Annotated in this window: 13 protein-coding genes and 1 pseudogene; 8 read left to right on the top strand and 6 right to left on the bottom strand. The window is 56.1% G+C overall.

The features are described 5' to 3' along the window. From NWI01_RS17645 to NWI01_RS17635, 3 genes and pseudogenes are all read left to right on the top strand, one after another. The coding region (locus tag NWI01_RS17645; protein WP_181410574.1) for a transposase at positions 1-314 on the top strand (314 nt) is incomplete at its 5' end. Between the two features lie 1,072 nt (positions 315-1,386). Next, positions 1,387-1,806, top strand: coding sequence for a hypothetical protein (locus NWI01_RS20395; protein ID WP_141385268.1), 420 nt, complete (start codon positions 1,387-1,389; stop codon positions 1,804-1,806). A gap of 402 nt (positions 1,807-2,208) precedes the next feature. Further along, positions 2,209-3,040, top strand: a pseudogene (locus NWI01_RS17635) (DDE-type integrase/transposase/recombinase). Positions 3,041-3,456: 416 nt separating this feature from the next. On the opposite strand, the gene NWI01_RS17630 reads toward NWI01_RS17635, so the two are convergent. Next, entirely contained in the window at positions 3,457-3,666 is a 210-nt protein-coding gene (locus NWI01_RS17630; protein ID WP_141385267.1) for a cold-shock protein, read from the bottom strand. 880 nt (positions 3,667-4,546) lie between these two features. On the opposite strand from NWI01_RS17630, the gene NWI01_RS17620 reads away from it, so the two are divergent. Beyond that, positions 4,547-4,876, top strand: coding sequence for a hypothetical protein (locus NWI01_RS17620; RefSeq protein ID WP_141385266.1), 330 nt, complete (start codon positions 4,547-4,549; stop codon positions 4,874-4,876). A 2,030-nt stretch (positions 4,877-6,906) separates the two neighbouring features. Further along, a complete protein-coding gene (locus tag NWI01_RS17605; protein WP_141385264.1) occupies positions 6,907-7,173 on the top strand; it encodes a hypothetical protein in 267 nt (88 codons plus the stop codon). A 1,102-nt stretch (positions 7,174-8,275) separates the two neighbouring features. Here NWI01_RS17605 and NWI01_RS17600 read toward each other — a convergent pair. The 4 genes from NWI01_RS17600 to NWI01_RS17585 all read right to left on the bottom strand — a co-directional run bounded on the left by NWI01_RS17600 (position 8,276) and on the right by NWI01_RS17585 (position 10,184). Continuing rightward, the gene (locus tag NWI01_RS17600) at positions 8,276-8,506 is read right to left on the bottom strand and encodes a hypothetical protein (RefSeq protein ID WP_141385263.1); all 231 of its coding nucleotides are present in this window, start codon (positions 8,504-8,506) and stop codon (positions 8,276-8,278) included. 156 nt (positions 8,507-8,662) lie between these two features. Further along, positions 8,663-8,848 carry a hypothetical protein gene (locus tag NWI01_RS17595; protein WP_141385262.1) on the bottom strand — a complete coding sequence of 62 codons (186 nt, stop codon included), beginning with the start codon at positions 8,846-8,848 and terminating at the stop codon, positions 8,663-8,665. Positions 8,849-9,252: 404 nt separating this feature from the next. Then, positions 9,253-9,384, bottom strand: a complete 132-nt coding sequence (locus NWI01_RS20390; RefSeq protein ID WP_181410573.1) for a DUF3551 domain-containing protein — start codon at positions 9,382-9,384, stop codon at positions 9,253-9,255. 542 nt (positions 9,385-9,926) lie between these two features. Further along, positions 9,927-10,184, bottom strand: coding sequence for a hypothetical protein (locus NWI01_RS17585; RefSeq protein WP_244613875.1), 258 nt, complete (start codon positions 10,182-10,184; stop codon positions 9,927-9,929). Positions 10,185-10,728: 544 nt separating this feature from the next. Between NWI01_RS17585 and NWI01_RS17580 the strand changes: the two genes are divergently transcribed. Beyond that, a complete protein-coding gene (locus NWI01_RS17580; protein ID WP_141385260.1) occupies positions 10,729-11,148 on the top strand; it encodes a CopG family transcriptional regulator in 420 nt (139 codons plus the stop codon). Positions 11,149-11,153: 5 nt separating this feature from the next. Beyond that, entirely contained in the window at positions 11,154-12,353 is a 1,200-nt protein-coding gene (locus NWI01_RS17575; protein ID WP_141385269.1) for an extracellular catalytic domain type 1 short-chain-length polyhydroxyalkanoate depolymerase, read from the top strand. A 493-nt stretch (positions 12,354-12,846) separates the two neighbouring features. Here NWI01_RS17575 and NWI01_RS17570 read toward each other — a convergent pair whose 3' ends face one another. After that, on the bottom strand, positions 12,847-13,551 hold the full coding sequence (locus tag NWI01_RS17570) for a DUF72 domain-containing protein (protein WP_307723473.1): 705 nt from the start codon (positions 13,549-13,551) through the stop codon (positions 12,847-12,849). Between the two features lie 316 nt (positions 13,552-13,867). Here NWI01_RS17570 and NWI01_RS17565 point away from each other — a divergent pair, with 316 nt between their 5' ends. After that, positions 13,868-14,389, top strand: coding sequence for an NAD(P)/FAD-dependent oxidoreductase (locus NWI01_RS17565; protein WP_141385258.1), 522 nt, complete (start codon positions 13,868-13,870; stop codon positions 14,387-14,389). Positions 14,390-14,663 lie beyond the last annotated feature (274 nt).

Raw genomic sequence — 14,663 nt, 5'->3', positions numbered from 1 at the left:
CTTATGTCGAACAATGGCTCGCCCCATCGTTGCAACCGGGCGACACCGTCATCATGGACAACTTGCCAGCTCACAAGGTCCATGGCGTTCGAGAGGCCATTCAGACGGCCGGAGCAATCCTGCTCTATCTCCCGCCCTACAGTCCGGACTTTAACCCGATCGAGATGGCCTTCGCTAAATTGAAGGCGCTGTTGCGCGCCGCTGCCGCGCGCACCATGCCAGATCTCTGGCAAGCAATCGCCAACGCTCTCAAACGCTTCTCGCCCGATGAATGTCAAAATTATCTCGCCGCCGCAGGATACGACGCAACCTGATCGGAAAATGCTCTAATCTCCTAAGTTTGCAAAGGCGCGGTTTCGCAGATCGCGTGTTTCGCGCAAACCAACGTTGCCGACGCCGGATTACGCTCAAGGTAAGCGTCGTGAAAACGGCTCACCTACTTGGAGCAGTCTGGAATTTTGCTCAGGTCGCTTTCAGCTTCAGTTCTAGATGTATAAGGACTCCTCCCGACGGCCTTCGTTTTTCCTCTTGTTTTCGGTTTCAAGCTTGTGATCTCACACCTCTCTGTTGAGGGGTCTTGCACGATATACCAAGTGCCGGCCAAGCCAGTTGTGCTCGATGACTTTGGTGAAGTGCTCGGGGACATCTGAGCGAGGGCAGGCAACGCCAACGTAGAGGCGATCAGACTCGCCAATGCGAGTTTTAGTTTCATTTCTGATTTCCTGTGCATGCAACTCTCGAAACTGTCGATGTAAACCACAACACTATCATTGTGGCGTTCGCGAGATCAGCACGCCGTTCGCGTTTGATGTAGAATAGTGCCTGATAACGCGGGCAGTTGTGAGCGAGTACCGCGTTATTTCGGATCATTTAATCTTGACGGCTTCGAAATGCAGTCTTTGAAGCTCGCCTGGACGATGGAAAATACGGTTACACGCACATTTAAAGGACTGCGGGAGATGCCAGAACAAATTGAGCGGGCGATAATCCAATCGACATGAACAAAGGCCCCGTCGGAATGTGGGGTGGGCCGACAAGGCCTGTCGTTCGGACGGGAATTGTTGATACCCGTTCGGTCAAATTACACGCAAAATTGGATACTCGACGACTGGCGCCGCAAACAGGACGACCTGCCTGGCCGGCCTGAAGCGATTCGGAGGTTGGTTGAGTTGGGGTTGAAAGCTAAGAACCGATGATTGGAATCCATGTCGGAAGCTCAATCCGGCAGATCTCCATGCCCAACTCGCTGCTATCGCTATCCCTAAATGCAGAGCCGCTGTTATTAACGCAAGAGTAAGTAAACCCTTTCGACTCCAGTTGAATGTGGAACTCGCCGCTGGATGGTCCGTTGGTGTTTTTCAATCCAAGGAAGGACGGGAGACACCGATGAGGATCAAAAACGCATTTTCAATAGCAGCTGCTGCAGCCACGGTGGCCCTGTTCGCCATGCCGCATCAAGCGCATGCCCAAGGTGTCTTCAACGGTATGGAGCGCGGTGCCAACCAAGGCGCGTACGAGGGTAGCCGTGCTGCGGGGCCGGTAGGCGGCATAGTTGGCGGAGCGGTCGGTGCCGGCGTAGGTGGTGCTGCAGGTGCAGTCGGTGGCTTATTTGGCGCTCCGAACCAAGGATACTATTATAATCAGGGATACTACAATCAGGGACAATATTATCCGAACCAGGGACCGTACTATGGTCAAGGACAATACTATCCAAATCAACGACCCTACTACGGACACCATCATAGCAATCGGTGCCACGGTTATTGGAAAAAAGGGAAGTACCACTGCTATCGTCACCGACATTGAGGCATCCATCTCCAACGCGTCCAGTTTTGCACGCATGGCAGTGAATAGCGCGCTGAAGAATGATCTGCCGCAACCACCAGGATATTTCCACCGATAAGCCTCGGCGGCCTAAGTGTCTGCGCCTACCTTTACCAGCGGCTGGACTGTTTCGCCTTCGGTGAGCATAAAGTGGACAGGAGGGCGATCGACAGTCAGTTGGATAAGATTAGCTGGCTTGAGCCTCTCCCGTTGACCATGGCTACGAGCTGAGAAAGCGAGAGCGCGAAGCGAAGAAGCTTGCGAGGCCTCGCTTACTCGGATCGTAGTGATTGACTCACACTTCACGGCGCAAACTCGTATACCTAGCTGTTTGATCTCGGACTTTGATGGTGCAATCCTCTCTCCGGAATGGAAGGATGCACCATGGGTCAAATTCTACACGGGAGCGCCACGACGACAGAGGCGATCCGTCGCAGCGATACAAAATAGTGAAGAGAGCCTGAGAGCGCTGTCGAAGCGTTACGGGATCAACCAGAAGACAGTGGCCAAGTGGAAGAAGCGCACCTCGGTAGCCGATCTTCCGACCGGCCCGAAAGAGCCGCATTCAACGGTGCTGTCGCTTGAGGAGGAAGCGATCATCGTCGCCTTCCGCAAGCACACGCTGCTGCCGCTCGATGATTGCCTCTATGCGCTCCAGGCGACGATCCCGCACCTGTCGCGCTCGTCACTGCATCGCTGCCTGGGCCGTCACGGGATCAGCCGGCTTCCCGATGTCGAAGGCGACAAGGAGCCGAAGAAGAAGTTCAAGGCCTACCCGATCGGCTACCTCCACATTGACATTGCCGAGGTGCAGACGGCCGAAGGCAAGCTGTATCTCTTTGTAGCGATTGACCGCACGTCCAAGTTCGCCTTCGCTGAGCTCTATGCCAAAGCCGGTAAGATGAATGCAGCCCAGTTCCTGCGCAATCTCATCGCAGCCGTTCCCTACACCATCCATACGGTGCTGACCGACAACGGCATCCAGTTCACCAATCAGGCCCGTCACAAATATGCCTTCCGCCACATCTTCGATCGGGTCGACCACGACCAGTTGAGGCGGCACCTCGCCGACTTCATCAACGCCTATAATTTCGGGCGAAGATTGAAAACCCTCAAGGGCCTCACGCCCTATGAGTTCATCTGTAAACGCTGGACCTCAGAGCCGGATCGATTCATCATAAACCCAATCCATCAAATGCCGGGACTGAACACCTAGCCTTCACCCATTTTGGTCGTATGGCCGCCGTCCAGCAAGTTAAAAGCGATATCCACGGCTCGCACATCCGGCCATAAACCGCCTTTGGCCGCGGCATCAGGCCGTCCTTAATCATCCGATCGAACGTGCTTGGTGATATCCCGACATAGCTGGCAGCCAACGTGCGCGACAGGCCACGAGGAGGCCAGTAGGGAGGGCGGCTATTTGGTTGTCTTTCATTTTCGCTCCATCTCCGACTCGCCAACAACTACAATATATCGGCGGTCAGAACGACCGCCGGGGTTGCCGTGGGGCAATCAGGCAGTTGTTTTGAGATTGGGTTGAAGGCGAAGGGAAAATGAGCGACGTTCCTATCCGCAGAACTGAGGATGATCGCAACCTCATCGGCCTGGTTTTTAGCGTACATCCGGCTCGGCTCAATGACCAACTACCCGTAGGTTGTCAGCCGCCTCCTTGCCTCGGTTCGAGACGACCTCGTAGCTCACCTTGTCGCCCTCGTTGAGCGAATGAAGTCCCGCTCTCTCCACGGCTGAGAAATAGACGAACACGTCTTTGCCGCCGCTTTCAGGTTCAATGAACCCATAGCCCTTTGTCGCGTTGAACCACTTCACAGTACCAATTTCCACTGACCGTACTCCTCGCGTACATTCGCCGAATAAATCAACGAAGGCGTAAGCCTGCAATAAATTATGCTCTCTTAGGTCTTCTCTCGAATAGAAAAGCTACGTCGGATTTCGTATGCTTCGCCGCTAAAGCCCAGCAGCCAAGCCGCGGCAAAGAACCTCACCGCCTTGCTGACTTTTAAGCGTAGGCTCTCCCAATGTACGAGCGCGCGATGCTTGAACGTCATTTGGCGCAAGCCGAGGGACACGTCGCCTTGGGTGAGCGGCACATTACTCGGCAAACCGAAATCGTCGTCGAACTCGAACGCGACGGGATGAAGCGGTCGCTCAGCAGGCCCGTGCCCTGCTCAAGACCTTTGTGACGACCCAAGCGACGCACGTGGCGGATCGCGATCGCCTCCGCGCAGAGCTAACAGCGCTCGCTTGAAGGCTTTGGAACAGAATACACTTCCACGCCTTGAACTGCAGCCACAAGGGAGGAGCGTAACATTGGGCTCGGCCAACTACCAAGTCACTGAAAAGGGCAAGTCATGGACCGTGCTTCATGATGGAAAGGCAGACGGCGAATATGCCCACCAAAGAGGCCGCGTTCGAAGCTGCGGTAGCCGCGGCATCGGTCGCGATTAAGCAAGGCCACGCAGTTCGCGTAAGTGCACCGGAAAGCAGCGACCCTGATATAGAGCCCCCGCCCGGCCGAGCTGGTGGCGCCAACATCGGGAGATGGGGGAACTCGCCTGAGTTGCAGCCGCCGAAGTAAGGGCCGCGCTCCCAGCTTCACATCACGTCATGAGGCCGTCCGGCGACACTGCCCCGCCGATCGTAAAGGAACGACAGACTGATCGGCGAATTGGTCTCACAAGTAATATGCAAAGGAGCGCCTTTTATGACCGATCCAGAAACCCGACCCAGCGTGGGCAAAGATGTGGGCCAGGACCCGCACGGCGACCATCCGCCCCCGGCTCCCGATAATATGCGTCCCTCAAGCAACTCGGTTCGGGGTGATACACCGAACCCTGATCCTGGATATCCCGATCAGAGGTCTATGAACCAGAACAATCCCGACCAGCAGCAGAACCGAGGCGAAAGGCCGCGCGTACTGCAAGAGCAGGATGAAGGCTCCCGAAAGGACGAAATTAGGAAGGGTGTAGAGGAAGACAATCCGGACAACAAACCTGAGGGGCAGGAAAAGGTCGGATACAGCGGCGGCACCTGATCGCCCTTCACGAACAGTCCCTAGCTTCCTGGGCATCTTCAAGATGCCCGCCTGTCCTATGTCGGCGGGCGGGCCTAAACCAAGTCGGCACTGCACAACCGCCGCTTCATAGTCAAATCCGTCATTAGCTTGGCTCGCCTCCCACGCCGCGCTGCCATTCGATCAGCAAGGTCGTGGGGCATTTTCGCCCTGCTATGTCCTACGAGCCTCTAGTTCTGACGATCACGCAATCCCTTAATTCCCTTCTCTGCGCAATGTTCGCAGCAGTAGAATTTGCCGGCCGATTCAAGCCCGTGCCCTACGATTCGAATGCCGCAATGCCCGCACACCGGAGCTAGAGCTGAATCGCACATTCGAAACTGTCGTAGGTGTGGGTTTTACCACCCATGGTAACTTGGAATGCCTTATCGTAGTTATTTCCGCAGGTTTCACACTGAGACATACTCACTCTCCCAAATCCGAGTACTGGCGTTCAGTCAATCGCCGCTGATAGGGATCTGTTCCATACGATGCTTAGGGGCTCCTCCCCGCAGGCGGGGCTTAATACCCAGACGCGCGTGGTAATCGGGAACTCATCCCCACCTCAGGCCACTATGGAGCCCCGGATGGTTCCTTTCGGGTACCGATTGGCATCACTCAACCTTGCCCGCCTCACCGGCGAGTTTTTCTTTTGAAACCTCCTCTCCGCCGCCTCAATAATTATCCGGACCGGTTGATCGCTTGGTACGGCCGTTCCTGGTCCCGAAAGGCCCGCTTCTCCACCAACTCCAGCGGCCTTTCGTTGTCGGATCCAGAAGGCCATGCGTTGGTCTTGGGCTAGTCTTAGGAACGCCGCTCTGCTCTGTGTATTGAATCACCGGAACGGGAGCTTTGCATCCATGACCCCCGAACCCAAATTGGCCCGCTCCGACCCTCCGTCCGGCGGGCCAATTTGCGGTCCCTCTCAGTTTTCCGCCTTTCCTATGAGCTGCGCAGGCAATACTTCGCGGAAAACGTCGGCGCTGTGGCTTTCAGCCGTACAGGCGATCTGGCCATCGGTGAATTTGCGGACGCGGTGGTGTTGAAGGCGTTTGGCGAAGTGCCGAGCGATCTATCAGCGCTCTGAGCGGCGTTCGGGATCTAACTGCCTCGTTCAAATTCTTTAACAGTATCGAGGTCTAGGTGTTCTCCCGCAACCCAAGCATCCCCTTCGCGAAGCCCTAACCATTGAACGGGGTTTTCCGCTCCGTAGAGAGCAACAGCGTTTGCATCGAGGCTCACGTAACGGCCGTCGTCCAACTGATATGTGAGGGTATTCCGACGTCGGTCGTGTTCGGTTTCCACCCTTTTCATCGCGATACGCCCTTGAACAAGATCGCGAGGACATATCCAGAGAGCGGGATAGTTCCAGGTCTACGCCCAAGGCTGGCGAATCCGGCCCTTGATTACCGATGATCGGCCTCGGGTCAGTCTTTCTCGTCGGCACTTTTGTCGAGTACCCACCCTGCACAATGGAGCGTTCAATCCGCTCAGGATCACCCGCAGCCATTCGAATACCTGTCGACGCGCGCACCGCAAATCGCGGCGCTCGCTTCATCGCTGAAGCGTCGGCGCGAAGGTTGCGTTCGGCGCCTTTCATTAATCTTCCGCTAGTGATCGGTGCCGCTATCCTGCACGCCAAGTGTAATGGCAGCGAAAACTCGCCCATGACGACGGTCGATTGTGGATTCGCCTTGATGCCGATTCCTACGCCGCCGGTATTTTCCAGGGGCGGTGAGACGTCCACTGCAATTGCATTCCCAGAATTCGACACGCAATGCCCCGAAACTGTGAAAACTCGAATCGGAAAAGGTGTCATACACGTTGCAGGTGTGGTTCATTCGCGGTCGTGCGAGGGTTGGTGATGGTGATGTGAATGAGCTGTCACATCCTGTGTGACGATGTAACTCAACCTGTCCGAAGTTTAATCCTATCGACTCATCATCGTCAGAGTTCCGCAGTACAGCCGTCACCGACGCTTGGTAAAGCGCTGTCAAAACGGAGATCCAACAATGTTTGACACAGAGCTAATTGCGGTTATGCGAGGCGCGCTTGAGCAAGCCACACTGGACGTCCATCCGGATCCGTCCACACAAGCGTTAATGGCCGAACGGATTCTTCAATCAGCCGTTAATGGCACCCGCTCGCAAGAAACATTTCGGATCGTTGCGACCGAAGCCGCCGCAGATAGCGAGCGACTACGAATTCTTAACTCGCCTCATCCGCGACACATGGACCAGCGCCCCGTCGACCAAGAAGAAGAGAAGGAATTTTGGTGACCGCTCGCTTGTGCCGGTCAGCACCGCCGCGCGGCTCCGGCGCAACCGCAACGAAGGCTTGCAAACCTTAGCCGTTTCGTTGAGCACGCAGTAAACGGGACGTCGCGAAAACCGCGCCAACTTCCAATACTAAGGCACAGATCTCCTCCGCGCGCACCGCATAGCATCCTCTGGTATACTAAATATGCCAGCACCGTTTATTCGTCCCTTAGCTGTTAGTATGGCCGTCAGGGTGCTTGCTAACGCCTTGGCGGTCTTTCTCTGCACCCCTCATCTCCCTCGCCAACCACCGTCCATTCCTATAACAAACGTCGTCGAGCAGAAACTCACGCGTATCTCTACCTCCTTCCGCGTTGCACCGAGCCGCTCAGCGCAGCCTCCGATTGTATCGGGCAGAACTTCCAAGAGGCGGGGCGCCAACATCTTCGGTCGAGCCAACACGTAGCAAGTTCGCGGGCGCGGAGGATTGCACGGTCGTTTATCTCCATGATCCGCCTCACTTCGTGTACCACGCGCGGCATCGCCGACGCCAGGAAACGTCCCGATTGGCGGCAACGATATTGACGAGCCAAAAATATGCTGAGAGTGAAATTTCTCCATCCAACCTAAGCGCTCGTGGACCCTTCCAACGAGTTGAAGCCCTTCGTAACTTGAGCCACGGAATATTTCGTCATTGACCGCATGTACCGCCGAGTCGCATTCCGGCCGGCCGATCGCTGACTTGGCTGCCTAAGGAACTGGCTACAAATTTTCGAGCTTTGGCGGCCAGTAGCCTCTGTCAGAAGCCATCATGTATTCTTGCTCACGTCGATAACGAGCGACGCCTCCTCCTCGCAGTCGCTTTCTCGTTCGGATTCGGACTGGTATGTTTCAGCGAGGGCGCTAAGGCCGACACCTTCATCGAGAGCGTCAAGGAATAAATACGGGTTGCCTCCTGCGCTGATGTGCGGGCGGTCGCGGCTGCCGCAGGGGAAGCAAGGGCCAAGGGCGGCCGGGGCTACCGAGACTCAAATAGCGAGAGCGAAGCGCTGCCTGAAGTAAGGCGCTTGATGACCGGCCTCGACCCGCTACCGAGCTGGATCGGCCAAGGCGCGCGACGCGCTTAATCGTTGTGCTTGTCGTCGCGTGTATCTTCGTCGTCGCAAACGTCCATCTTCTTCAGGGCGGCCTCCGCTTCCTCCCGCGTCTTGAAGACGCCGAGCCCGACAATAGTGGACGGTTGCGAAGGGGGCGTCAGGACGTTCGTGATGGTCGCCGGCCTCTTATCGACGACCGTGCGCGTCTTTGTCGCTGAATCCCGGATGACGTAGTATTCTTCCGGATGGACTTTCATCTGTGCCAGCGCCGGGCATGGCTGCAAGTGCGATGAGCGCGCTTAGGGCGAATGTCTTCATAAAGAGGCTCCCTTTACGATCCGAACGCAGTGCCACTCTCAATCGTCGTCTAGATCGGACTTGCAATCTCCATTGTCTTGATAGCGGCCTCGGCGTCAGTCCGCGTCTTGGAAGGTATCGTTGTCGACGATACTTGTCGCCACGGCCGGCCTATGCTCCACGATGGTGCATTTCTGCGAGTCGGGAGCACGCACGACGTAATACTCATTAACCTTCACCGCTTGAGCGAGCGCCGGCGCAGCAGCGAGGACGGCGAGCAGGCAAATGGGAAGTCTCTTCATAAACGAAGCTCGGTTGAACAGCTCACGAAACGCCCCGTCAGTACCCTTTATTCCTTTTGCGCAACTCGCGCCGCCGCTCAGGATGTAAGTTGGATGTGGTTGTAAGTGGGGCCTCACCCGCTAGGTGGTGGAGCGCCGACCGGTCCGGCGGTTGAGTGGTCCTCATCGCTTCCTGACCAAGCCTTCAGGTAAAACAGGTTCAGTTCCGCCAATCGAATCTGCCCTCATATCCGCGCCCTGTTGTTCGCGTTGATGGCCGTTAGTTTTTTCTTTGACTTGGTAGGACTGAGGTAAACCCTCTTTGGTCACGGGATCATAAGCCCCCTTCGCTCATCCCGGTTATCTGTGCTGTGCTTGCGAATGTCAGAATCCTTTCAGGCTTTGAGGTTTTGGGACCCGCTGACCTAACGTCGATAATCGGAACGGTCGTAAAGACGATAACTCATCGAATTCCTGCCACACGTTGCGGAGGTCCCAAACGCCGCTTCCATGCACTCGCGATAGGTTGAGAACTGGCAGTTCTCGGGAAAACTCAAAGTAACTATTCACCAACCTTTGAATAAGCCTTGGATGGTTCCAAGCGCAGCTGCGAATAAAGGATTCGCACTTCCGCCGCTCTCGCCGCATAATTCCGCCACCACCGAGCGGACCGTGGCAGCTATCGGTGATGGAGAACGCACCTTGCGGTCCTCGCCTCCTCGCCTTCCTCTCACAGGAAAGGAGCGGCGCCATGCAAAAGCGGCGAAGATTTAACAGACCACATCCCTGCGGGACCGCCTTTCGGTTTTCGTGGCGGAAGCGCGCGTAGAGGTGGTCCGCGCGCCAGCCAGATCGGATCCTTTCGAAGTGCTCAAGAGGGTTCGGCAGGCTGAGACCGCCGCGAACATCGAGAGATGGTTGAATTCGCCGGAGTTGCAGCCGCCGAAATAGCTGCGACGTTACAGCGAGGCTGCTCGAGCAACTAACGCGTCGTGCCGACGTTGGCGCGCATGGCTCAAATTTTCATCTTTGCAATCATCGCCGGCCTGCTCGTGCTTATCGCGCTATTACTTTGGGTTTTCTTCGTCCCGATGGTGGTTTAAGCATGCAAAGTCTGTCGTTGTTCGTCCAGCGGACGCTCGAAGGTGTTGTCGTTGGAAGCGATGCCTCGCGCTTCGTCGACTTCGATGGCGTTAATGTTGCAGTCCTTGAACGTGCACCCTGTGAAGGCAATCTGCTCCGTATCCGCATCTATCAGAACAGTGCACTCGACGAATGTACACTCGTCGAAACGGCAGAAATTTAGCCGGCCGCGAAAATCAAAGGTCTCGGCGGTAAAAACCTTGTTCCAAACCACGCGCTCTTCGTTGATTTAAGACATCTGACTTCATACTGGGCAATGCCCAACTCTGAGACTCATTGTACTAATTCAAGCTTGGGTAGGCTGTAGCGTTCGCGCCACACACAGGGAAAGCCGGATAGCGAAGAGTCAGCTGCTTTAATGCCGGCGCAAAAAAACCCGCCGCCGTGAATCAGTCGGCGACGGGCTTTATTACGCACGTGAACTAGCAGCCCTCTAAGGCTGATTCAGCCTCTCACGTCGAGCTGAACGAGGGGTTAAGAAACAAGGGCCGAGGCCATCAGGCGCGATCTTTGAATGAAGAATCGCTGACAGCGTCTGCAGTCCAAAAGAAACATCAAAAGTGAAGCGGCAAGACAGTTGCAGGAAAGGAATCGCCGCAACCCCGCTCGTCAAAGTTATGCTGGCAGGCTTGACTTAAAGCCGGCCCGGGGCTTGGCGGATTGGTCCGCCGACGAGCTCGTTTTAAAGGAAGGCCCTTGAAAACTCCGCTTGGACATCCATATACCGTCCATATGGATGGTATATGGATGATGCGTGCATGACCGCCACTATTCGAGAAATTCGAGCCAAACCGTCCGATACAGAAAAGATCACTATCAATCTTGGCTATGTCGACCTGGGCCATGTCGATCTAATGGTTGCGGAAGGGTTCTACTCGAACCGGTCCGACTTCATCCGGACTGCAATCCGGAACCAGCTCGAACGTCATGCCGACGTCGTAAAGCAGTCAACAGCCCGAAAAAGCTTGGACCTCGGTCTGCGCAATTACAGCCGTCAGGACCTTGAAGCGGTGAAGCGAAGGGGCGAGATGCTTCACATCAACGTTTTGGGCCTTGCCAGCATTTCGCAAGACGTCACACCTGAGCTTGCTCGCGCGACCATAGCCTCGGTTTCCGTGCTGGGCGCATTGCATGCCAGCCCAGCGGTCAAAGCCGCTCTTTCCGACAGAATAAGGTGAAAGCGATGCTGAACCTGGACGTCATTCGGGAGGCGACGCGCCTCACGCGGGCGGGTCAATTGGTTGAGGCGACCGCGCTCCTTCAGCGCATGCTTCGCGGCGATAGGGTGCTCGACGCGCCATCGCGTCTGGAGGATCGCATAGCTCTTACTGGTCGCGAACCGCTCACCATTGATGCGAAAGCTGATACTGTCGAGGGGACGGATAGTCCTCAGCAAGCGAAGCCGGCCGCCGCACATCTGCGCACGCTCCGCGCGTCACTAGATCGCAAAAATGGGCGCGCTGGGATCGGATTGCGAGGCGTGACGAAGCGCGCGCCGTTGTCCAAACCGGACATCGTGCCGGATGGCACCCGGTTCATCGAAGGTACGTACAGCAACCCGGCGGGGAGCCGCGCCTTCAAGCTCTTCATCCCGAGCCGCTATCAGGAGCGACCGCTGCCATTGGTCGTCATGCTTCACGGCTGTACCCAGTCGCCGGATGATTTCGCTGCGGGCACGAGGATGAACTTTATCGCCGAGGAACAAAACTGCTTCGTGGTCTATCCCGCTCAGCACAGCCGAGCCAATCCTGCAAAATGCTGGAACTGGTTTCGCACTGCCGATCAACAGCGAGGCAGTGGTGAGCCCGCGCTTATCGCGGGCATCACTCGGCAAATCATGCAGAGCTATTTGGTCGATCGAAAGCGCGTCTACGTTGCCGGGCTGTCAGCCGGGGCGGCCGCTGCTGCCATCATGGGAGCAACATACAGCGATCTGTACGCGGCAATCGGTATACATTCTGGCATCGCGTGCGGAGTGGCCACTGACCTGCCTTCGGCGCTCGCCGCTATGAAACAAGGTGGCCCACCCGGTCGCGAGATAATCTTAGGTGACCGGCAACCTGTCCCTACCATTGTCTTTCATGGTGATCGCGACACGACCGTGCATCCAAACAACGGTGGTCAGATTCTTGAGCAATCGGTGAACACGATGGTCACACAAAAGAAAGTTCATCACGGGCACGTACCCGGCGGACATACCTATACCCGGACGGTCTTGAGCGACGCGAGCGGCCACAAAATGTTGGAACACTGGAATATCCACGGTGCCGGACATGCCTGGTCCGGAGGCAGCCCTGCAGGCTCCTACACTGATCCTAGAGGGCCGGACGCTACAAGGGAAATACTTCGTTTTTTCCTCGAACATTCGCTTCCGGTGGAATAAGTCGCCTTAAGCCGCCTCGTGCTGGTTTGCACCGCAGAAATGCCGCCGGAAGGCGTTTTCATCGAGCCTCTCAATCGGTTTGAGATCCTCTGATAGAGGCTACTTGCGAAGGCGAGATTTAGCGTGTCGCTCGGCGAGCAAGAACGCCAGTTGCAGACGAACCTTCGCATCACTTGAATCGGAACGGGATGATAACCGTGATAGCAAAATGTACCGGTCTGATCCGAGTTGAGGCTCGGTTGGCTAAGAGCGCTGCGCAGGCATGCAGAATTTGTCGAGCCCGATTGAAGCTCGGCTCCAGTGTTCATGCGGCGACATCTACAGAGCATCGACACTGCGACAAAGGCACTGCGACAAAGACACCCCGGCAAAGGCCTATCACTGCTACGCCGATGTCGCCGACACGATCTCAAAGCCTTTGCCGATCGGGTAACCCAGTTTGTGCTGCAGGTCTGTGTACTTGCGACGGAGCCGCACGGATTTTCTGGGAGCTTCAAGAGCCGGTCTGCGAGACGCGACCTATGTTCGGAAAGGCGGAGCGGACATCAACACGCGTCAACATGCGCCGGAGGACAGCGGCGTTCTTCGGAGCATGGGCGTCGTGATCGTTATTGAAATAAGCCCAGGCGCGTTTCGCCCTACTCGCTGCAATCCGGCGCGCCCACTCCGTCAGTTCGTCTTTTGAATAATCATGCCTATACCAGCGCTTCGGACCATGCAGGCGGATATACACTTCGTTCGCTGTCCTGATGAGCATATCCGGCAATCTTGGTCCGCTGCAGGAGCAGAATATTATCCCCGCCTTGCGAAAGGCGCTGTAAACTTCTTCGTTCCACCAGCTGGCGTGCCTGAATTCGACAACATTGCGGCGTGCCGGATCGAGTTGGCTGATAATTTCCTTGAGGCGGGCGTTGGTATAGCGATAACTCGGCGGAAGCTGGAACAGGAAGCAGCCCATCTTGTCGCCGAGAATGTCGGCGATCAGCCCAAAATCCCGAATGAGGGTCTTTGTGCCTTTAAACTTCTTCACATGAGTGATGAGCTCGCAAACCTTGACGGTGTACACAAACTTCTTTTTGCCGGGCGCGCGGCGCCAAGCCTGAACGCCGGCTACTGTCGGCCATGAGTAGAAGGATGCGTTAATCTCAACGGTGTCGAAGCGTTTCAAGTAATGCGCGAACCATTCCTGCTGAGGCACGTCGGCATAGAATGAATCTCGCCATTTCCAGTAACGCCATCCCGAACACCCGACGTAAACCAATCGCTTGATGTGGGACGGCGCGTTTGAGCTATTGGCCTTAATCTTAAGCCGGGCAGTATGCATCTTTGCAGCCCGTTTGACATTGTCCTCGCGCTGCTTTTCACGGCGCAGCCGCCTGCGCTCCCGGCGCTCTTCGGGCGTCAGTTCAGTCCACCCTGGTGCTGAATGCGAGCCCGGCATGATACCCTCCCACCTCCTAACGCTTGATCGGGTGGTTTGGGTTCCGGGCTGCGCGTATGGCCACAGGTACGCAATGAAAGTAGCTTTTGATGAAATGCGATGTTCTCATCGTCGATGGCGGACCGGCCGGACTAAGCGCTGCCGCCGCTCGGCCTTGCTCTGTGACGAAGGACAACAACGCAATCTGAGCTCCCCGGCAATTCATGGTCTGCTCGGTCGGGAAGGCCGATCTCCCGCTGCATTCCTGGGCGAGGCCCGTCAAGAACTCACACGTTACAATTCTGTCTCGATACGCGGGACAAAGGTAACCGACATTGTTTCTGTCGGCGGCTCGTTTGAATTTAGCTGCGCGGACGGCACGACAGGCAACGCATCGAAGATCTTCCTCGCGATGGGTCTCATTGACGAACTTCCTGAACTGTCTGGCATCGAACCCCTCTACGGCATTTCAATCCATCATTGTCTTTACTGCGATGGCTTTGAGTACGCAGGAAAGCCTGTAGCCGCGTTGGGGAAAGGGGATAAGGGCGCGGAGCTTGCCCCTTATGATGAAACACTGGATCCAGGACGTTGTAGTTTGCAGCGATGGGACTGAAATCAGCGCGAAAGCTATGCGAAAGCTATGCGAAAGCTATGCGAAAGCTGGACGAACATGATATCTGGTACGCTCCGAGCCCATTCAACGTCTCGAAGGCACGAACGGGATATTTACGAAGATCATATTCAAAAGCGGACCTGATTTGTCCCGGGCCGGCCTGTTCTTCTCGACCGGCTGCCATCAGGCATCTGACCTTTCGAAGCGTCTTGGCTGCCAGCGGGATGCAAAGGGTGGCGTCGTGATGAACTCCAATACGGAGGAGACTAGGTCA

It is taken from the genome of Nitrobacter winogradskyi, assembly GCF_006539545.1.
GTDB classification, from domain to species: Bacteria; Pseudomonadota; Alphaproteobacteria; order Rhizobiales; family Xanthobacteraceae; genus Nitrobacter; species Nitrobacter winogradskyi_A.
Note: the sequence above shows the minus strand (reverse complement) of the source record. Positions and strands in the feature narration are given on the sequence as shown.